Genomic DNA, 20,379 nt, shown 5'->3' with positions numbered 1-20,379 from the left:
ATTGTCGGCGCCTCCCCTGCTGCGCCGCTCTTTCCTGTCTTTTCACTCACAAAAGGGGAGGCGCCAAAAAGACACCTCCCCTCTTTCGTATAAGCCTGACAGCTGTATCAGTGTCGGCCTAATTGTGATTATTTATGGCTGCTAAACCAGCAACCTATACCGCGCGGGTGATCAGCATGTTGCGAATGTGGCCGATGGCCCGGGTCGGGTTAAGACCTTTGGGGCAAACGTTCACACAGTTCTGGATACCGTGACAACGGAATACGCTGAAGGGATCATCCAGTTTGCTGAGTCGCTCATCGGTAGCGGTATCGCGGCTGTCCGCCAGGAAGCGGTAAGCCTGCAGGAGACCGGCCGGACCGATGAACTTGTCCGGGTTCCACCAGAAGGACGGGCAAGCAGTGGAGCAGCAGGCGCAGAGAATACACTCGTACAGGCCGTCCAGCTTTTCACGCTCTTCCGGAGACTGCAGACGCTCGATCGCCGGAGCTGGCGAGCTGTTCTGCAGGAACGGTTCGATTTTCTTGTACTGGGTGTAGAACTGCTCCATATCCACAACCAGGTCGCGGATAACCGGCAGGCCCGGCAGCGGGCGCAGTACCAGCTTGCCTTTCGGCGCCGCTTCGGAGATCGGCTTGATACACGCCAGGCCGTTCTTGCCGGAGATGTTCATGCCGTCGGAACCACACACACCTTCACGACAGGAGCGACGGAACGCCAGAGTCGGATCCTGAGCCTTGAGCAGCTCAAGTACGTCCAGCACCATCAGGTCTTTGCCCTGGGTGTCCAGCTCGTAATCCTGCATGTACGGTGCAGAATCAGTGTCCGGGTTGTAACGGTAAACGCTCACTTTCAACATATTGCTTCCGCTCCCGAATTAGTAAGTACGCGCTTTCGGCTCGAAGGTGTCGACGGTCTTCGGCGCAAAGTTCACTGCGCGCTTGCCGACGCGCTTCTCGCCCGGGTAAAACATGGAGTGGCACAGCCAGTTCTCGTCGTCGCGCTCCTGGAAGTCTTCGCGGGCGTGGGCGCCGCGGCTCTCGGTGCGCACTTCGGCAGCGATCGCGGTGGCTTCCGCCACTTCCAGCAGGTTTTGCAGTTCCAGCGCTTCGATGCGCGCGGTATTGAACGCACGGGATTTGTCATCCAGACGCACATTTGCGATGCGCTCGCGCAGGCTTTCCAGCTTCTTGACGCCTTCAGCCATGTAGTCGCCGCGACGGAATACACCGAAGTGGTTCTGCATCACGTTCTGCAGTTCGGTGCGCAGGCTGGCCGCCGATTCACCATCGTTGGTGGTTTCGAGGCGGTTCAGGCGCGCCATTGCAGCTTCGATATCGGATTCGGAAGCTTCGCGGTTTTCGATGCCTTCGCGCAGGGCCTTCTCGATGAACAGGCCAGAGGCGCGACCGAAGACCACGAGATCCAGCAGCGAGTTACCACCGAGGCGGTTGGCGCCGTGTACGGATACACAAGCCACTTCACCACAGGCGTAGAAGCCGTCGATGATCTGGTCGTTACCGGAAGCGTCCTGGGTCAGGGCCTGGCCGTGAACGTTGGTCGGGATACCACCCATCATATAGTGACAGGTCGGCACTACCGGGATCGGTGCGTTCACCGGATCCACGTGGGCAAAGGTCTTGGCCAGCTCACAGATGCCCGGCAGGCGGCTGTGCAGCACTTCCTCGCCCAGGTGATCCAGCTTCAGGAATACATGGTCACCATTCGGGCCGGCACCGCGGCCGTCGAGGATTTCCAGTACCATGGAGCGGGCCACTACGTCGCGGGAGGCCAGGTCTTTGGCGTTCGGCGCATAACGCTCCATGAAGCGCTCGCCGTCTTTGTTGATCAGGTAGCCGCCTTCGCCGCGGCAACCTTCAGTTACCAGTACACCGGCACCGGCGATACCGGTGGGGTGGAACTGCCACATCTCGATGTCCTGCACCGGGAAGCCGGCACGCAGGGCCATGCCCACACCGTCACCGGTGTTGATGTGCGCGTTGGTGGTAGAGGCGAAGATCCGGCCCGCGCCGCCAGTGGCGAATACGGTGGCCTTGGACTTCACGAATACGACTTCGCCATCTTCAATATTGAGGGCGATCACACCTACAACCGCACCGTCCTGGTTCTTCACCAGGTCAACCGCGAACCATTCGTTCAGGAATACGGTGTTGTGCTTGACGTTGTTCTGGTAAAGGGTGTGCAGCAGCGCGTGACCGGTACGGTCAGCCGCCGCACAGGTACGGGCCGCCTGGCCGCCGCGACCGAAGTCCTTGGACTGGCCACCGAACGGGCGCTGGTAGATACGGCCTTCCTCAGTACGGGAGAAAGGCAGACCCATATGTTCGAGCTCGAACACCGCCTCCGGACCCACAGAGCACATGTACTCGATGGCGTCCTGGTCACCGATATAGTCGGAGCCTTTTACGGTGTCATACATGTGCCAACGCCAATCATCATTGGGGTCAGCACTGGCGATCGCACAGGTGATACCGCCCTGGGCGGATACGGTGTGCGAGCGCGTCGGGAATACCTTGGTGATTACCGCAGTCTTGAAACCGGACTGGGCCATCTGCAGCGCGGCGCGCATACCCGCACCGCCGCCGCCAATTACGATACCGTCAAAGGTAATAGTTCGCATATTCGACATTTCTTACACACCCCACAGAATTTCAATGCCCCACACCGCGTAGAACACGGCTACGGAGCCCAACAGCACCTCTACCAGAATACGCAGGACGGTAGCTTTGCCACCCATCATGCGGTTGGTGAGGTAGTCGGTAATCACGGACCAGAGACCGATCCAGGCGTGTGCGATCGTCGAGATCAGAGCCACCAGGCTGAATACGCGCACCCAGCGCTGCTCGAACAGAGCAGACCAGCTGGCGTAGCTGAAATCTTTGGAGAAAAAAATGAAACCCACAATAAAGAGGGTATAGGCCACCAGTACTACGGCGGTCACGCGCTGGATGAACCAGTCGTAGAGGCCGCTGCGACCAAATCCTGTTACTGCCTTTACCATACCAGAACCCCCGCCAGCAGGATGAGAATGACTGAAAGCACCAGCACCGCAACCGCGCTGCGGCGACCACCTTCGAGGCTTTCACCAATACCCATATCCATCAGCAGGTGACGTACACCGGCAATCAGGTGGTAAATAAGCGCAGCCAGAGACGCCCACAAAATGAGCTTGGCCGGGACACTATTGAAAGTGTCTGCTATTTCTTGGAAACCCTGCTCAGATTCCAGACTGGCGTCGAGCATGCACAACAGCAGTGCAACGACGGCAAACAACACCACACCGGAAATACGATGCAGAATGGAAACCAGTCCAGCAGCGGGGAGCTTGATAGTAGAAATGTCTAAATTGACAGGTCTGTTTTTGTTCACAGGAAAAACACCTTGTTGCCCTGAAAGACGGGGCGCCCGTAGATTTTCTCGAGATTGGGCGAGCTTGCTGTTTACTAAGTACACAACCTGTAGAGACCTTGTACAAAGTGGCCTTACCAAGGCGCAAGCCGCGCGGATTATAGGCATTCAAATCTCAAAAAACAACGAAACACCGGACGTTCGCGGCAGCTTTGTAGCAGTTGCATGCTGCGCCACATACCCGACCTAGGTATGAACCCGCAACCAAAGTGCCACCGAATTTCCATTGTGGATATCCGCAAGTAAGCAGGCAAAATCCCTGCCACCCGCCCCAGTGACCGAAGATCCTGCGGATATGAAAGGCCCGCGAAGCCCCGATTTGGTTTGACAATTTGAGGCGCGGCACTTAAGTTTGGCCGCGCTTAAAAGCCCGCTAGCCCCATATCCGCGTCAGGATGCAGCCAAAGATGGCCCTCCAAGCCCGCATAAACCGGGACTTTCCCGATTTTTCATGCGTGCCAGGACACTGCCTGTAATCATTTAAGTGACCACAGGAGAGCGCGGAGCGAGCCCCTGGCACGCTGCAGCACTGGACTGTTATTCAGTGCATTGTGTGGAAATAAGAAGCTGGCAAAAGAATAGTTTTTAGGAGTCCACAATGTCCGACAAGAAAGCTCAACTCACGGTCGATGGTATCGACAGCGCTATTGAACTGCCGGTGCACACCGGAACTGCGGGTCCCGACGTTGTTGACGTCACCAGCCTGGCAAGCCAAGGGCTGTTCACCTACGACCCGGGCTTTATGTCCACCGCATCCTGTGAATCCAAGATCACCTACATCGATGGCGCCAAAGGCGTGCTTCTGCACCGCGGCTACCCCATCGAACAGCTGGCAGAGAAGTCCGACTATCTGGAGACCTGCTACCTGCTGATGAACGGCGAACTGCCGAATGCAGAACAGAAGAAGGAATACGTTAACGGCATCATGAACCACACCATGGTTCACGAATCCTTGGTCAACTTCTTCAAGGGCTTCCGCTACGACGCCCACCCGATGGCCATGATGTGTGGCGTTGTTGGCGCCCTCGCCTCCTTCTACCACGACTCTCTCGACATCACCGATCCCGAGCACCGCAAGATTTCTGCTGACCGCCTGATTGCCAAAATGCCTACCCTGGCGGCAATGTGCTACAAGCACAGCAAGGGCCAGCCGTTCATGTACCCGGACAACAGCCTCAGCTACTCCGAGAACTTCCTGCACATGATGTTCGGCAACCCCTGTGAGCCGAGCAAGATCGACCCGGTAGTGGCCAAGGCCATGGACGTGATCTTCCTGCTGCACGCCGACCACGAGCAGAACGCCTCTACCTCGACCGTGCGCCTGGCAGGCTCCTCCGGTGCCAACCCCTTCGCGTGCATCTCCTCCGGTATCGCCACCCTGTGGGGACCGGCGCACGGCGGTGCCAACGAAGCGGTTCTGACCATGCTGGAAGAGATCGGAGACGAGAGCCGCATCGACGAGTACGTCGCCAAGGCCAAGGACAAGAACGATCCGTTCCGCCTGATGGGCTTCGGCCACCGCGTGTACAAGAACTTCGACCCGCGCTCCCGTGTAATGCAGGGTATCTGTGACGAGGTTCTGGGTGCCATGGGCGCGGAGAACGATCCGCTGCTGAAGATCGCCAAAAAGCTGGAAAAGATCGCGCTGGAAGACGAATACTTCGTCGAGAAGAAGTTGTACCCGAACGTCGACTTCTACTCCGGTATCATCATGAAGGCCATCGGCATCCCCACCGACATGTTCACCGTGATTTTTGCCACCGGCCGTACGGCTGGCTGGATTGCGCACTGGAACGAGATGATCTCCAATCCGTACAAGATCGGTCGTCCGCGCCAGCTGTACACCGGCTACACCGCACGCGATTACGTTTCCCTGGCAGAGCGCTGATAAACGACGCCTGTGTAGGACTACCCATAAGAGCCCGGCATTTGCCGGGCTCTTTGCATTTGGGCGGCAGCTCGACACGCTGGCTTTGGCCCCCCGACTCTTTTACTATTAATTTTCACATTACCATGGCTCCAGATCATTGATGGGGTTCACCTGAGCAAGCGGATCGCCAGGAATACATATGGATATGATCAACACCACTCTCCAACTGGCTGCAGAAGGCGCTGGCCGCGGCTGGCTTATCGGTGCTCCAACCTTCACCGCAGATCGGGCGCAGCCCATCATCGAAGAAATTTACCTGCCCGCAATCTCATCTTCGCCCGGGGAACTCCACCTTCGATTGACATCGCAGCCCACCGTCACGACAACTGAAAAAGCTTCACGACTTGTACAGCTGAAGCAATGGCTACGCGGAGGAAGACACCCGATTGAAGTGGATCAGGATACGATTGCATTGGACTTGCGGCGCCGCAGTCCGGAAAACTGGGCCCACTCGATTACCAATCACCTTCCCCTCGCACTATTGGTGCGCGAGCAGCTCGCGGAACTCTGCAAGCCCATTACCGTAGTCCTACCTGAGTCCATTTCAGGAAAGCTCGTCGAACTTTTCCAGCTATTCGGATTCCAGACGCTCTTGACCGATCGGGCTGTACGAGGATTGGTGGCACAGTATGAGGTTACACCCTGGATAGCATTACGTGGTATTCGATCACAAGTCGTCGCCCGAAACCTTCCAGAATCATTGCGCTCTAGTATCCAAGGTAAGCTCGACACGCCAACGCGTCTTTACATTTCCAGGAAAGACACACGCAAATTGAAAAACGAAGGGGAAGTCTGGGCAACCCTGCGCGAGCGCGGTTATACCCGCATATTTGCCGAAGAACTCACCCTGCAGGATCAGGTACAGCATCTCTGTGGAGCCGAAGATATAGTAGCTGTGCACGGAGCAGCCCTCGCACCGCTTATTTTCCGGAACCCAGCTCTGGGCCATAAACCTTACCGCTTGCTGGAAATCTTTTCTCCAGCCCACGTGACCAATGTATTTCGCTTACTGGCAAAGCAAACTGGCGGGAGCTGGATCGGTGTAAGAGGCGATTCCTGGCCCGAACTTTTCGGCCCTAAAGCATCTTTTACCGGCAACTTGCGGGATTTCGATGTATCACTGAACAGCCTGAAGTTAGCCATGATGAAGGCTCAGATGACCGACGATCTACACCGAGCAGCCACTACCATCACTGAAGAGTAACTCCCGACTGCGGATTTTGTATTTGCAATCACAGCGCGCGCAGCCCTCGGTCTAAAAGCGCGCGTAAGAAAGTCCAGAATTTCACTATCGCGTCAGTAAAACGTCACTCGATTTTATTGAACAGTACCAATTGAAGTCGTGGCATAAGTGCGCGCACGACATACGCGCACTGGAGTTGACACGTTCGTACACAATTCCTTATCCCCCACACAAACCCCACCGCCCGCGAACTGTGACAAAATTCTCACTAAGAGAAATATGTGAGAATTTTTTCCTAAAAAGACGGTTCAATTCACGCCATTGCGCGGCAAAATTCCCAGTCCGATTAACCTGCTAGAGAAGCCTCTACAACAACATTAAATAGGCTTCCATTTAAGGCTCTCACTATGTTTCGCATTTTTTCTGGCAAGTCCCGTGACAAAGCCCTCCGGGAAGACCAAACCAATCGGGCAGCCAATGGTGGCCAACCAGGCCGTACCATTAACTACGACCCGTCACTGATCATGACGCTGAAAGGCGATCACCACGAGCTTGTGCAAATTTATCGCAGGGTCTGGTCCGAGGGTTATGAAAAGCAGGATTTTCGAAAAGTTGCTGCGCTTCTGAAGACATTCAAGTCCACTTTCCAGGCCCATTTGATCAAAGAAAACGTGAGCTTTTATGTGTATCTGGAGCAGTCCATGGCCGGGGACTCGCACACATTACAGATTGTGAAAGATTTCCGTACCGACATGAATGACATTGCCAACGCTGTAGTACAGTTTTGTAAGCGCTATTCCCGGGAAGTTTTTACCGGAGAAATGTTGATGGACTTCAAACAGGATTACGAAAAGATTGGAGAGGCATTGACCCGCCGGGTTTCGCTTGAGGAGCGCGAACTCTATACCCTTTACCATCCTTAGTTGAACAATTTTTCTGTCTCGATGCTTACATAACTACAACCCATTATTAAGTCATTCAATCGGCAAAGAATAATTCTAAAAAATAACACGTTGGAACTGGTAATGACTCAAGGGAATCATCGGAATACCGAACCTCAGAATTTCCCAGGGGTGCTTTTGTGACAGAAGCATTGAAAGCACTTTCGCAGCAGCCTCTGGATCAACAGACCGTTCGCGAAGGCGGGTACCCGACGTATGTGATCGTTGGCGCGGGGCCAGTTGGTGTGCGCTGTGCCCAGCGGCTCCTTGAATACAGCACCGATGCGCAGGTTGTATTAATAGGCGAGGAAGGAGAGGCACCATATAACAGGGTGAGGCTACCCGAATATCTGGCCAATCACGTATCGCTGAAGGAGCTTGGTAACCCGGTCTGGCCTGAGTCGACCTCCCGGCTTGCCGAGTTCCACAGCCGGCGGGTGTGCCTTATCGACCGACAGCGAAAAGTCATTTATGACGATACCGGAGCCCCCCAACCCTACACAAAATTGATTCTCGCTACAGGTTCCCGCCCATTTATCCCGGAAATCCCCGGGGCCACGCTCGCCAACGTCATTCCCTTTCGCAACCTTCACGATACCCAGCGCCTTCTCACACTGCGCACCAGCAGCAGTAGGATTTTGGTGGTTGGCGCCGGTGCATTGGGCCTCGAGGCCGCAGCAGCGCTAAAGACCCAGGGTAACCGGGTAACACTGCTGGCGCGCAATCGCCTGTTGGGCGGTAAGCTCAGCCACGCGGCTGAAAACTGCCTGAAAGCGGCTTTGCTGGCCATGCAGGTGGAAATAAAAACCGATGTAAAACTTGCCGCGCTGTTTGGCCGAGACACCGTGGACACCGCAGAGCTCTCCAGTGGCGAACGCCTGCAGGTCGATATGGTCGTGCTGTGTACCGGGATTACACCGGAAATCACTCTGGCACAGGAAAGCGGCCTCAAGACCGGACAAGGCATCCAGGTTTCCCCACACATGGAAACCAGCGATCCAGACATCTATGCTGTCGGCGAGTGCGCGGAATACCAGCAGCAGATCTATCAGCTGGTTAAGCCCGGTTTTGACCAGGCAGAAATCTGTAGCCGCCATATCTGCGCCTCTTCCCCCACCCCCACCCAGACGACTACGCCGGTTTATCAGGGAAGCAGCACAGACATCGAGCTTAAAATGGCGGATATCCCCTGCGCACTCCTCGGACAAACCGCGCCAGATGCCTATACACAAATGACGGTTTACCGGTATGAGAACCAATTTGAGGGCGTCTGTCGTGAGCTCTACATGCGCGGCAACAGTTTGGCCGGCGCAACTATAGTCGGCGCATGGGACGAAAAACGTTCCCTACAAAGCGCCATCGCCGAGCGGGCGACTTTTTCCGTTGATGCACTTGAAAAATTTCAGCGAGAGGGGAGTCTCTGGCAGGATCAGAATTTCCGGGGCATAAAGCAGCAGCCAGATAGCTACCTGGTCTGCCAGTGTAATGGTGTAAACAAAAGCGAAATCTGCCAAGCGATTGCCGGGGGAAAGCGTACGTTGCCGGACCTTGAGACAGCAACTGGTGCTGGCTCGGTCTGCGGCAGTTGTCGACCCATTATCGCCGAATTACTGGATGTGCCCGCCCCCAATCTCGTCATGCGTCATGCACGGGAAATCTTTTGGGTATCCATTGTTGCGCTCGTCCTGATTACAGCCACCACGGTGCTACCGGCGCCCAGTCTGGCTGATAGCGTCCAGAAGGCATGGGTTCTCCACAGCCTCTGGTATGACAACTTCTGGAAACAGGTCAGCGGTTACACCCTGCTAGGCCTATGCCTTATGACAGCCAGCCTGAGCCTGCGCAAGCGTTTAAACAAACGTGATCTCGGGCACCTGGATCACTGGCGTTATGTACACAGCGTTATTGGTTGTCTCGCACTCGTGATTTTAATCGTACACACCGGGTTCCGCCTGGGTGAGAACCTTAATCAGGTATTGATGCTGGTTTTTCTTGCCGCTACCTGTACTGGCGCAATGGTTGGCATTTTCATGGCCAGGAATCACCACTGGACAGATCTAAAGCTGAGAGAACACCGCAAGTGGTGGTCGCGTGTTCACTATGCCCTCCTGTGGGCGCTGCCCGTCTTGATTTTCTATCACGTTTTCGCTGTGTATTACTTTTAAATGAAAAACTATAAATTCAGGTTCTGGCATTACGGGCTTTTAGTGACGGTTGTTGCCGCGGCACTGATCACCTATAACCTGGAAGCATCTGACAAGACCTTTTTCCTCAGCGGAGAGGTCACCCACGGACATCACCAGGTGGAGCTGGCATGTACCACCTGTCACGGAGAAGGCTTTTCCGGTCAGGAAGGGATACAGCAGGCATGCGTCAGCTGTCACGGTGACGAACTGACTGAAGCGGACGATAGCCACCCACGGAGTAAATTTCTCGATCCGCGCAATGCCGGTCTTCTAGAGCGCCTCGATGCCCGCTATTGCGTGGCCTGCCATACGGAGCACAAGCCGGAAATCACCCATGCAATGGGCGTTACCCAGGCGGGTGATTTCTGTATTCACTGCCACAGTGACATTGCAGATAACCGTCCAAACCACTCGGAGTTTGCATTTGATTCCTGCGCAAGTGCGGGTTGCCACAACTACCACGACAATCGCTTTCTCTACGAAGACTTTCTAGCCGGGAGGCTGAACGTCCCGGACATGCTAACGGATAGTCAATTACCGGTGCGTACCCTAGTCAGCCACTGGCAAGCAGCACATCCGGAGCGCAGCCCCCTCAAGATGGAGGACGCAGATCTCGCGGTTACCGCCATTGCACCTGAGGCTCTGATTGAATTGCAGCAGGACTGGGCTGCCAGTGCTCACGCGCAAACAGACACCAACTGCAGTGACTGCCACACCGGCAACCAGATAAATTTCTCCAGTTCTGAAATTGTCACCCTGTGCGGTGACTGCCACGCGAACCAGCGTGACCGGTTCACCGAGGGCAAGCACGGCTTCAGGTTTTCCAGCCGACTGCCAGAGCAGTTCCGACATGAAAGCGGCGCTATTTCACCGCTGGAAGCGAAAACTGCCATGAAAGAAAGCGCAGGCGGGGAGCTTAACTGCGTCAGTTGCCATGGCGCACACAGCACCGATGTCCGTTATGCGGCAGTGGAAGCCTGTATCAGCTGCCATGATGACGAGCACAGCCGTAACTACTTCACGTCAGCGCATTACCAGGCCTGGCAGGAAACGTCAGACGTTGGAGTCAGCTGTGCCACTTGCCACCTGCCGCGTGAAGTCAGCAACGGCGAAACCATCGTCAACCACAACCAGAATCACAATTTGCGCCCGGTAGAAAAAATGCTGCCCGTGTGCCTGAGCTGCCACGGCATTGAGTTTGCTATGGCTGCACTGGCAGACAAAGAACAGCACCTGAATAACTTCAACGCCGGTGTGCAAAAAGGCCATACGACATTCCAGATGATCCGAGAAAGAATTGCCCGAATAAAAACCAGTGAATAGTCCCAACAGGAGGGGAACCCATGCGTAAATGTGCCTTTATTTTGTCTGCAACCGCAGCACTCACAGCCTGCGGTGAGCAAGCCGGCGTCGCACCTCAGCGAATGGCAGATGCCATCTTCGCGGTGATCGAAGCGGATCGTGCGGCCTATACCACGAACGTGGTCAACCGCCTGCAGAATGAGGAGGCCGTGATCAAGGCGGACGAGCACTGGAAAGACAGTAAAGCCCTCCCGTTGCCAGCCCAGATGTTACGGATGGGGGCGGAACGCGTTGCAGAACAGGGAGCTGGGTTCAACTATGCCCTACTCTCCCAATGGGCGATCAACAAACAGAATAAACCCCGCACTGACCTGGAGCGTCAGGGTCTGGAATTCATTGTGGAAAACCCGGGCAAAAATTTTTACGGCACTGAGACGCTTGCGGGTACTGAATATTTCACCGCCATTTATCCTGACGTCGCGGTGTCACCCGCCTGTGTCAGTTGCCACAATGAACATGTAGACAGCCCGCGTACGGATTTTGAACTGGGTCAAACCATGGGCGGAGTTGTTATTCGTTTTGCGCTCTGACCGTATGCTTTAACTCCCCATAAAAAAACAGAGGCGCCAAAAGGCGCCTCTGTAGCGGGCGATGATTCGCCGTCAGGGCAGGTTGTGTACGTGGCTGCCCACTGGGCCGGAGAAGATGCCTCCGTCGTTCATATCCCAGTTGATGGACCAGGTCATCACGCCATTGAAGGTGGGATAAGCCTGGCTCGGCGTCAGGGTGCCGCAGTTCTGCAGCTGGGTCAGGCAGTCCAGCGCACGATTGATATCAGCGGTTGTGGCAAAACCACTGCCGGCCGCTTTCGGTCCGGAAGGCAGCGCAAGGCCGATCTGATCCGGGCGCAGCCCCTCAAAGAAGCCTGCATTGCCATAACCAAGCGGGAAACCTTCGATCAGCATCAGCGCGGACGATACCATCATGTCTACAGAGCCCGCGGCATAAGCGGTTCCCCGATAGGGGGTAGACAGGCCGCCGTTGTTGTACAGCTGCACATGCAGCAGATCCAGCTCATTGCGCAGCTGGTCAATCATTGGCAGATAGGCGCCCCAGATACCGGTGTAAGACACATAGCCGCCCTGCACATAGGGATGCTCCGGAGCCATCGACAGGTACATGTTGGGGTAAAGCTGCTTGAGCTGTTTGACCGCCTTGACCATATTCTGAATGACAGGGGCACCGTGCATCACGCCCGCTCCTGACTCAAGGTCAATATCGATACCATCGAACCCGTACTCATCGATCATCGCCGCCGTACTGCTGACAAAGTTGGCCACGTTCTCGTCGGTGTTCAGGGTAACGGTACCTTTCTCACCACCGTAGGAGGCAATGACGATCTTGCCGGCAGCCCGCTTGGCTGCGATGTCATCGATAAACTGCTGCTTGTTGAGACCGGGATCCAGGTTAAAGGCGATATTGCCGTTACCCGCATCGTCCACAAACGCCACCACGATCACATCCCATACATCGGAGACTTCACTGATGCGATACAGGCCGGAACCGTTGTCGAAGTTGTGCCAGTAACCGACCAGCGCATGTTTCGGCAGCAGACCGCTATTTCCGCCTGAGGAACTGCCGCCCGAAGTGCTGCCACCCGAGGAGCTGGAAGACCCTGAGCCAGAGCTGGTGCTGCCACCACTGGAAGAGCTGCTCGATGAGCTGCTGCCGCAGTCACTCACCTTACTCCAGGCGTCTTCCCAGTGCATGCCAACGCCCGGCTCGTAAGCCCAGGCGGCATCTGAGGAACACCAGCCGGCAATATTGCAGATAAATTCCTGATCGACATTCTGCACCAGGTCACCGGCACTGTAGGCGTTGCCGGCGACATACTGCACCGAGCTGCAGCTGCCACCACCAGAGCTGGTGGAACCGCCAGAAGATCCTGAAGATGAACCGGAGGATGTTGAACCGGAAGATGAACCGGAAGAGCTTGAGGTACCCGAAGAAGATCCCGAGGAGCTCGAAGTAGAACCTGAAGACGAACCAGAAGAGCTGGACGAGGAGCTGCCATCACAAGCGCCTTCGTATTTCCAATGCGCCCAGGTACCCGAATTCGTCGCCGGATTATTGTTCTGCGTCCAGTAGTTGGCGCGATAGGCGTTGCCCTCGTACTGCGCAGGGTTTCCACCAACATAAATGGCACTGCTTTCCCAGACCGGATAAGCGCTGCAATCTACAGCCGCAGCCTTGGCTGAGAAAAGCCCGAGGGCGATTGCGCCCAGAATCAGTCTTTTCATGTTTATTTTCCTTGCTTGCCAATAAAAGGGGGCGCCGTAGCGCCCCCTGTTTCGGTTACCTGTGATCAGTTACAGGTAGCATCACCGATTTCTTCCCAAACATCGGCTACACCCGGCTCCTGGCCCTGGTTCCACCACTTGGCGCTGTAACGCTTGCCGTTGTGGTTAACCTCGGCACCGCCGCTATAGGCCGTGCTGGCATTCCAGGGTGTCTCCACGGCGCTGGCGAGTTTCCAGTCGGCCGCATCGTAGCCCGGGGTCTGCTGGGTCCAGTACTTGGCTTCCCACACCAGTCCGTCGTAGCTCACCTTGTCACCACCCAGGTAGGTAGTGCCGGACTGCCAGGCTGGGTAAGTACCGGCATTCGGATCGGTCGCACTACAGCCGTCGTCTACAACGGTGTTGGTCACAGTGACCTGAACGGTGGCACTAGTGCTTGCCAGGCCGTCATTAACGGTTACGGTGAGGTCGAAGGTTGTATCCGCTTCCACTTGCGGCGCGGTGACGGTGATGGTCGCTTCGCTGCCAGTGGCCATACCAGTCCAGCTGTACGTCAGCGCATCGCCATTGGCATCGGTGCCTACTGCGGTGATGGAAGTGCTCTGGCCTTCAGCAACGGTCACAGTGGCCGGTACGGAAACTTCTGGAGCCACATTGCCTTCCGGCAGCAGGAAGATGCTGACCAGATCGGTATCAGACAGATCGCCATCGTTGACGGTCAGCTCGAAGACCAGCTCTTCTTCAACGCTGACTACTGCAGCAGAGAAGCTTGGGCTCACTACCGTGGCATCGCTCAGGGTTACCGGGGTACCGGATACCTGCGCCCAGCTGTAAGTCAGGTCGCTGCCTTCCGGATCGTTGGAAGCAGAACCGTTCAGGCTGACTACCGCAGGAGTAATCACCATCTGGTCTGCGCCGGCATCGGCGTTCGGAGCCTGGTTGGCTTGCGCGGCCTGTACCGTGATGCTGACCTCGTCGGTGCTGCTCAGTGCGCCGTCGCTGACAGTCAGGGCAAAGGTCAGGACTTCGTCGGCAGCAACACCCGGTGCGGAGAAAGTCGCAACCGCACTGTTGTCACCCTGCAGGGTTACCGAAGTACCAGCAGTTTGCGCCCAGCTGTAGGTCAGCGCATCGCCGTCCAGGTCGCTGGAGGTGCTGCCGTTCAGGGAAACGGAGGCACCGGCAGCAACAGTCTGGTCAGCGCCCGCGCGGGCAACCGGTCTACGGTTTTCCAGGCCGTCACCATGGCCGAGGCTCTCGTGCATGGCATTCAGGATATCGCCGTTATCCGCGTCGATTTCCCAGGAGAACAGACCTGCCAGGTTGTAGTTGCGGGTGTAGGCACCTTTGGCCATGATCGAGCGCGCATTGTCGTAGGTGATCAGATCACCGGTGCTCGGCTTGAAGATATAAGGCGCTTCAGCGGTTTCGTCGTAGTACTCTTCCCACTCACCGGTGGCGATACGGCCAACGATATCGCGGTAATCCACTACGCCCGCTTCCCAGGTACCGGCAACTTTATCGGTCGCGGTGCCAGTCATGTGGTCGTTTCCGGTCCAGCCGTTAACACCGGTCCAGCCGCGGCCATACATGGCAGCACCGACAACCAGTTTGCCCGGGTCAACACCGCGGCTCAGCAGATCCTGAATACCATTGTGGGTGGTGTAGTCGGTATCGGGGCGCCAGCTCGGCGCATACAGCGCAGTCTGGTGACCGAGGACATCGGTGCTCCAACCGCCGTAGAAGTCGTACGTCATTACGAAGAAGTAATCCATGTACTGCTGTACAGCCTGGTAGTCCACATCTTCGATCTTGTCGTAACCAGCACCGATCGCTGAAGTCAGCTCGTATTTACGCCCGGTTTCCAGCTCGAGTTTGTCAAGCATTGCGCGCAGGTCGCGCATCAGCAAACGATAGGTTTCGCCATCTACCGCCGGATCCCCCAGGTTCGGGTTCGCACCCTGGCCACCCGGATATTCCCAATCGATATCTACACCGTCAAAAAACTTCCAGGTGCGGACAAACTCTTCCACCGAGTCCACAAAGGTCTTGCGCTTGGCGGCGTCGGAGAAGAAGTAGAAGGGGTCAGACAGCGTCCAGCCACCGATGGAGGGCAGGATTTTCAGATCCGGATAGGCTTGTTTCAGTGCCATCAGCTGGCCGAAGTTGCCTTTATAGGGATCGGAAAAGGTCTGGCCCGCCTGGGATTTCTGCAGTGCCGCAAATGGGTCGTGCAGGGTAACCTTGAAGTCTTCACGGCCGGCGCAGGAACGCTGCAGCGCGGCAAAGCTGCCTTCGATTTCCTTCAGGCTGTCGTTGATGCCGTCACCGCCACAGATCGGCACAAAACCGTAGATGATGTGGGTCAGGTTGTAGGCCGGGATCATGTCTACGGAGAATTTACGGCCGTATACGCCCCACTCCACAAAATAAGTACCAACAACAGAACCGGAAGTGTTGGTGTAAGGTTTGTTGTTTTCCCCGGCGGTCAGGGTAATCGGATCCAGGTGACTGCCGTCAGTGTCGGCCACCACGATATCCACGGCTGCAGAAGTTGCACAGCCATCCGCGTTACACAGGGAAACCTGCAGTGCGTACTGGCCGCCCTGGCTCACCTGCAGGGTGGCCGAGCCGGTTTGGGTTGCGCCGCCGTTGATGCTCTGCTCGAGAACAACTTCACCATTCAAAAGGTATTGCGCTGTGGTGGCAGCGTCACCGGACCACTTGGACCAGGAAACCGGAACCTGGGCATAGTCGTTGACCGTAATCAGGTTTTCGTAGGCAGTAGCCGCGTCGTCAACTTCGACGATGCCGAAGCTGGTTTCCATCCAGTCGATGGTCGGAGCGCCAGGCGCAGCGATTGCGGAGGTACTGGCAAGGCCAAGCGCGAGAAGCGCAGGACGCCAGTGGCTGGGTGTAAGCCCTTTCATTGATTGTCACCTTGTTCATTATCTTTTATCGATCAGGTTTATCAATTGGGGTCGTTATTCTTGGTTATCCGCCAAACCTCGGCGGGCTCCTTCGCCCCCGATTGAACGGCACTCAACTTCTTATGCCGGTACATCTGGTACCTCACAAAAAACCGGAATTCTCCGATTGGCAATGACACCGCTGTCATTTTTAATAAAACCATGACACCGCTGTCATTACCTTTTCACATTAACCTGCTTACCGTGTGTCTGACTATATCGGTTAGACATACCTGAGAGGTTAATCACACAGCCGCGTGTTTTTTTGGCGCGCGCATCAACATCTCTAGAAGGGAAAACAGATTTCAGGTTAAGCCGGTCTTCTCTTGGCGGATTTAATCCCGGCTAATCTGATCGGGCAGGAAGAACAGAGTCGGCTCAAATTCGGTCACCCATCACGAAACAGATGTGACAAATTATGAAAAATTTCGCGCCAAAACACGAAAACAAATGGCGCAAAATTTAGAGTGGCATATAAAGCAAAGGCGGCCGACTTGAGCGACCGCCTGCCCCATTTACCCAATCAAGCTGACTGAAACGTCCCGATCTTTCACTCGCTGAAATCAATCAATCTCAGATCAGTGGTCACCCGCTGTGGGCCTATTTTCGGTCATGTTCAGTCTCCGTTACGGACCGCTTTTTGTTGGCACTCCACCTCGTCTCGCGATGGGGGAGTCTTCCCGGGACAGTTACTATTCTAGTGTCCCACAAATATTTCCCAACCTCTGCTTCTCACACTTTTTTCTCACTCACGCTCGTTCTGGTGTTACTTTTTTCTCACACTTCAGCGCCTCCCCCCTATCCTGCGCCGACAGCAGGCATTTTTTTAATACCCGGTGCCAAAAAAGTACCTGAACGTGCAACCAAAAATGGGAGCTGCCTTTTCGGCACCATACACTGCCCGAGGAATGTTCCATGTAGATGTAATGGCTGGAGTGAGTTATGCAGTTCCAAGTTCTCAAACGTGCAGGCGTGGCTTCCGCGCTGGCGCTCACGCTTGCTGGTGCAGGCTGTGCCAACATGAGCGACACTGATCGCCGGGTAGGAACCGGTATCGGCATCGGTGCGGTAACCGGCGCACTGGTAACCGGCGGTAAGGTGGGCGGCGCGGCCGTGGGTGCTGCCATCGGTGGCGCCAGTGGCTGGCTGTATGACCGCGAGAAAAAAAGACGCTACTACTACGATCGCTACGGTCGCCGCGTCTACCGCTAGCACTGTCGCTTGCGGATGACTCCGAGCGAACCAAAACGGGGGTGGACTCCCCACGGAGTCCCCCCGTTCACTTCGTCGATAAAATTATTCGAACGATGGTCAGTCCCGCTTTAACGGCTTGATCAGTCCTTCCAGACCCTCAATCTTGATTTCCAGCGTCATCGCCATCAGGTGGCCCAGCCGCCCCTGGGGGAACCCCTTTTTCGCAAACCAGAGCAAGTATTCTTCTGGCAGATCTATCAGTGCCCTGCCGGCATATTTTCCGAATGGCATCGGTGTGCGGGCGATATCCAGTAAATCCTGCTTTTCCAAATCAATCCCCCGAAACCGACAGCTAACTAAAAACGCGCATTCTACACTGCCTTAACCCGAATCCGTGGATCACTCCCCTCTACCGGGCCGCATTTTTCGCCTGGCGCGATCTGTGAGAATATGGCCCCACCTACGCACCCGCACTGTGCGTTAATTAAACAATAACAGGTCACTGTGGTGACCGAATGAAATGACCTAAGGAATTGCTGTGAATAGCAAAATCAGATTTCGAGCCCTGGGGTTGTCGCTGGCTGTGGCGGCCCTCGCGGCATGTGGCAAGCCCGCCAACGATAGCACTGCTGCAGAGGCGAAAGCAGCGCCTTCCGAGCCAGTACAGGCCAGTGAACAAACCGTGTCCACCGAAGGCATGTGGATGCCCCGCCAGTTGCCGGAACTGGGTGACAAGCTGAAAAGCCTGGGGCTGGAACTGGATCCGGAGACCATGACTGATCTGACCCAGTTCCCGATGAATGCGGTCGTCAGCCTCGGCGGCTGTTCCGCCTCCTTCGTCTCCCCGCAGGGCCTGGTCGCCACCAACCATCACTGCGCCTACGGCTCCATCTCTTACAACTCCACGGAAGACAACGATCTCCTGGCCAACGGCTTCCTTGCCAAAACCATGGAAGAAGAGTTGCCCGCGGCGCCGGGCTCGCGCATCTACGTTACCGTGGACATGCAGGAAGTCACCGACAAGATCAAGGGCCAGCTCAGCGACGACATGGACGGTGCCGCTCGCTTCAAGGCCATCGAAGATGCCGAGAAAGCCCTGGTCGCCGAGTGTGAAGCCGATTCCGGCCACCGCTGTGAGGTCTACAGCTATTACGGCGGCGCCAGCTATTACCTGATCAAGCAGCTGGCCATCCGCGACGTGCGCCTGGTACACGCACCCGCTTCGTCCATCGGCAAATTTGGTGGCGACATTGACAACTGGATGTGGCCGCGCCACACCGGCGACTACTCCTTCCTGCGCGCCTATGTGGGGCCTGATGGCAAACCTGCGGACTTTTCCAAGGACAACAAGCCCTACAAGCCGAAGCACCACCTGACAGTCGCCACCGAAGGGCCCAAAGAGGGTGACTTCGTAATGGTTGCCGGCTACCCCGGCCGTACCAATCGCTACCGCACAGCCGTTGAAGTGAACAACAATTTCAGCTGGTACTACCCCACCATGCAGAAAGTGCTGGCCGAGTGGTCTGACGTGATCGGTACCGCGACCAAAGACAACAAGGACGCCGCGCTGAAATACGCCAGCCAGGTTGCCGGCCTGAACAACTACTCCAAGAACTTCACCGGCATGATGGAGGGCTACAACCGCAGCGACCTGCTCAAGCGCAAGCAAAAGCTGGAGAAAGACCTGCAGGAGTGGATCGAGGCCAACCCGGATTCCAAAAAGCAGTTTGCTTCCGTAATCAAAGACCTGCAAAACCTGATCGCAGATCAGCAGTCCACCCAGGAGCGCGACCTGCTGCTCGGCTTTATGAACCGCTCTGCCATGCTGAGTGCGGCGCAGCGCCTGTATCGCCTCAGCCTGGAGAAGCAGAAGCCCAATATGGATCGCGAGCCCGGCTATCAGGAACGCGATATGACCCGCTTTACCGAGAGCATGAAGCGCATTGAGCGCAGCTTCTACCCTTCGGTGGATCAGGCGGTATGGACTTACTTCCTGGAGCGTTACAACGCCCTGCCACAGAACCAGCATATTGAAAGCTTCGACGCTTTCTTTGACGGCAAGCTGAGTGGCAATGCCCTGCAGGAAAAGCTGGCCGGGATGTACACAAAGACCGGTCTCACCGATACCGAGACCCGGCTGCAGTGGATGGAAAAATCACCGGAAGAATTCCGCAACAGCGACGATCCGTTCATCCAGCTGGCGGTAGCTACCTATGAAGATCGCGACGCGATCGAACAGCGTGACAAAGCCATGGCCGGACGCTTTGCGCAGCTGCGCCCGCAATACATGGATCTCCTGATCGCCTACTACAACGAACAGGGCAAGCCGGTGTACCCGGATGCGAACAGCTCCCTGCGCCTGACTTACGGTCTGGTTAAAGGCTACACCCCGCCCTCCGGTACCATCAAAGGCCCAGCCGATGGCAACGACGGTAAAGACGGCTTTGTACCCTTCACCACCCTGCGTGGTATCGAAGCCAAGTACACCGGAGAAGATCCGTTCGACGCACCGCAAGCGGAACTGGATGCGATCAAGAACAAAGACTACGGCCGTTTCTACGACGAAGAGCTGGACTCAGTACCGGTGAACTTCCTCAGCACCGTGGACATCACCGGCGGCAACTCCGGTTCTGCCACCATGAACGGCAAGGGCGAATTGATCGGCCTGGTATTCGATGGCACCTACGACAGCATCAATGCCGACTGGGACTTCAATGACAACACCCGCGCAATTCACGTGGATGTGGAATACATGCTGTGGGTGATGGAGAAAGTCGACCACGCCGACAATCTGCTGGAAGAGATGGGGGTTGCAGCGTCGAAGGAATAATTTCCGGGTAACACCAAAGAAAAAGCCGGCAGAAATGCCACTGCTGTCCCACAGTTTGACAGTCATGAGACCAGCCTCATTTGAGGCTGGTCTTTTTGATTCGGCGGTGGGCTCG

At 56.0% G+C, this 20,379-nt stretch carries 15 protein-coding genes; 8 read left to right on the top strand and 7 right to left on the bottom strand.

The genetic code is table 11. The features are described 5' to 3' along the window. Positions 1 to 154: 154 nt before the first annotated feature. From ACNKU7_RS12475 to sdhC, 4 genes are read right to left on the bottom strand one after another with little or no spacing between them, the layout of a single operon-like run. A complete protein-coding gene (locus ACNKU7_RS12475) occupies positions 155 to 859 on the bottom strand; it encodes a succinate dehydrogenase iron-sulfur subunit (protein WP_418297319.1) in 705 nt (234 codons plus the stop codon). A gap of 18 nt (positions 860 to 877) precedes the next feature. After that, positions 878 to 2,650: a succinate dehydrogenase flavoprotein subunit gene (gene sdhA / locus ACNKU7_RS12470; protein WP_418297318.1), complete on the bottom strand. Its 1,773-nt coding sequence runs from the start codon at positions 2,648 to 2,650 to the stop codon at positions 878 to 880. Positions 2,651 to 2,653: 3 nt separating this feature from the next. Beyond that, positions 2,654 to 3,022, bottom strand: a complete 369-nt coding sequence (gene sdhD, locus ACNKU7_RS12465; RefSeq protein WP_418297317.1) for a succinate dehydrogenase, hydrophobic membrane anchor protein — start codon at positions 3,020 to 3,022, stop codon at positions 2,654 to 2,656. Continuing rightward, on the bottom strand, positions 3,016 to 3,390 hold the full coding sequence (gene sdhC, locus ACNKU7_RS12460) for a succinate dehydrogenase, cytochrome b556 subunit (protein ID WP_418297316.1): 375 nt from the start codon (positions 3,388 to 3,390) through the stop codon (positions 3,016 to 3,018). The genes sdhD and sdhC overlap by 7 nt, the downstream gene beginning before the upstream one ends. A gap of 637 nt (positions 3,391 to 4,027) precedes the next feature. Here sdhC and gltA point away from each other — a divergent pair. The 6 genes from gltA to ACNKU7_RS12430 all read left to right on the top strand — a co-directional run bounded on the left by gltA (position 4,028) and on the right by ACNKU7_RS12430 (position 11,561). After that, positions 4,028 to 5,317 (top strand): citrate synthase, encoded by a 1,290-nt coding sequence (gltA, locus tag ACNKU7_RS12455; RefSeq protein ID WP_418297315.1) that lies wholly within the window; start codon positions 4,028 to 4,030, stop codon positions 5,315 to 5,317. Positions 5,318 to 5,498: 181 nt separating this feature from the next. Next, complete coding sequence (locus tag ACNKU7_RS12450; protein ID WP_418297314.1) at positions 5,499 to 6,563, top strand: glycosyltransferase family 61 protein; 1,065 nt, start codon at positions 5,499 to 5,501, stop codon at positions 6,561 to 6,563. 386 nt (positions 6,564 to 6,949) lie between these two features. After that, positions 6,950 to 7,465 (top strand): hemerythrin domain-containing protein, encoded by a 516-nt coding sequence (locus tag ACNKU7_RS12445; RefSeq protein ID WP_418297313.1) that lies wholly within the window; start codon positions 6,950 to 6,952, stop codon positions 7,463 to 7,465. A gap of 158 nt (positions 7,466 to 7,623) precedes the next feature. Beyond that, entirely contained in the window at positions 7,624 to 9,648 is a 2,025-nt protein-coding gene (locus ACNKU7_RS12440) for an FAD-dependent oxidoreductase (protein WP_418297312.1), read from the top strand. Further along, positions 9,649 to 10,992 carry a cytochrome c3 family protein gene (locus ACNKU7_RS12435; protein ID WP_418297311.1) on the top strand — a complete coding sequence of 448 codons (1,344 nt, stop codon included), beginning with the start codon at positions 9,649 to 9,651 and terminating at the stop codon, positions 10,990 to 10,992. It begins immediately after the preceding gene. Between the two features lie 20 nt (positions 10,993 to 11,012). Further along, entirely contained in the window at positions 11,013 to 11,561 is a 549-nt protein-coding gene (locus ACNKU7_RS12430; RefSeq protein ID WP_418297310.1) for a Tll0287-like domain-containing protein, read from the top strand. A gap of 72 nt (positions 11,562 to 11,633) precedes the next feature. Here ACNKU7_RS12430 and ACNKU7_RS12425 read toward each other — a convergent pair whose 3' ends face one another. Continuing rightward, positions 11,634 to 13,271 (bottom strand): glycosyl hydrolase family 18 protein, encoded by a 1,638-nt coding sequence (locus ACNKU7_RS12425; RefSeq protein WP_418297309.1) that lies wholly within the window; start codon positions 13,269 to 13,271, stop codon positions 11,634 to 11,636. A gap of 65 nt (positions 13,272 to 13,336) precedes the next feature. Continuing rightward, on the bottom strand, positions 13,337 to 16,201 hold the full coding sequence (locus ACNKU7_RS12420; RefSeq protein ID WP_418297308.1) for a glycosyl hydrolase family 18 protein: 2,865 nt from the start codon (positions 16,199 to 16,201) through the stop codon (positions 13,337 to 13,339). Between the two features lie 981 nt (positions 16,202 to 17,182). Between ACNKU7_RS12420 and ACNKU7_RS12415 the strand changes: the two genes are divergently transcribed. Next, positions 17,183 to 17,452: a hypothetical protein gene (locus tag ACNKU7_RS12415; protein WP_418297307.1), complete on the top strand. Its 270-nt coding sequence runs from the start codon at positions 17,183 to 17,185 to the stop codon at positions 17,450 to 17,452. Between the two features lie 99 nt (positions 17,453 to 17,551). Here the strand turns inward: ACNKU7_RS12415 and ACNKU7_RS12410 are convergent, their stop codons facing one another. After that, positions 17,552 to 17,764, bottom strand: a complete 213-nt coding sequence (locus ACNKU7_RS12410) for a DUF3820 family protein (protein ID WP_418297306.1) — start codon at positions 17,762 to 17,764, stop codon at positions 17,552 to 17,554. Positions 17,765 to 17,972: 208 nt separating this feature from the next. Between ACNKU7_RS12410 and ACNKU7_RS12405 the strand changes: the two genes are divergently transcribed. Then, on the top strand, positions 17,973 to 20,264 hold the full coding sequence (locus tag ACNKU7_RS12405) for a S46 family peptidase (protein WP_418297305.1): 2,292 nt from the start codon (positions 17,973 to 17,975) through the stop codon (positions 20,262 to 20,264). Positions 20,265 to 20,379: the final 115 nt, after the last annotated feature.

Origin of the sequence: Microbulbifer weihaiensis, assembly GCF_048323715.1 — a bacterium.
Taxonomy (GTDB): domain Bacteria; phylum Pseudomonadota; class Gammaproteobacteria; order Pseudomonadales; family Cellvibrionaceae; genus Microbulbifer.
The sequence above is the reverse complement of the archived record's forward strand: the minus strand, read 5'-3'. Positions and strand labels throughout refer to the sequence as shown.

What these genes read in the sequence shown, in the direction of transcription:
- ACNKU7_RS12475 (WP_418297319.1), bottom strand. Translation starts at nt 859, where the DNA reads ATGTTGAAAGTGAGCGTTTACCGTTACAACCCGGACACTGATTCTGCA.
- sdhA (WP_418297318.1), bottom strand. Translation starts at nt 2,650, where the DNA reads ATGTCGAATATGCGAACTATTACCTTTGACGGTATCGTAATTGGCGGC.
- sdhD (WP_418297317.1), bottom strand. Translation starts at nt 3,022, where the DNA reads ATGGTAAAGGCAGTAACAGGATTTGGTCGCAGCGGCCTCTACGACTGG.
- gltA (WP_418297315.1), top strand. Translation starts at nt 4,028, where the DNA reads ATGTCCGACAAGAAAGCTCAACTCACGGTCGATGGTATCGACAGCGCT.
- ACNKU7_RS12450 (WP_418297314.1), top strand. Translation starts at nt 5,499, where the DNA reads ATGGATATGATCAACACCACTCTCCAACTGGCTGCAGAAGGCGCTGGC.
- ACNKU7_RS12445 (WP_418297313.1), top strand. Translation starts at nt 6,950, where the DNA reads ATGTTTCGCATTTTTTCTGGCAAGTCCCGTGACAAAGCCCTCCGGGAA.
- ACNKU7_RS12435 (WP_418297311.1), top strand. Translation starts at nt 9,649, where the DNA reads ATGAAAAACTATAAATTCAGGTTCTGGCATTACGGGCTTTTAGTGACG.
- ACNKU7_RS12430 (WP_418297310.1), top strand. Translation starts at nt 11,013, where the DNA reads ATGCGTAAATGTGCCTTTATTTTGTCTGCAACCGCAGCACTCACAGCC.
- ACNKU7_RS12425 (WP_418297309.1), bottom strand. Translation starts at nt 13,271, where the DNA reads ATGAAAAGACTGATTCTGGGCGCAATCGCCCTCGGGCTTTTCTCAGCC.
- ACNKU7_RS12420 (WP_418297308.1), bottom strand. Translation starts at nt 16,201, where the DNA reads ATGAAAGGGCTTACACCCAGCCACTGGCGTCCTGCGCTTCTCGCGCTT.
- ACNKU7_RS12415 (WP_418297307.1), top strand. Translation starts at nt 17,183, where the DNA reads ATGCAGTTCCAAGTTCTCAAACGTGCAGGCGTGGCTTCCGCGCTGGCG.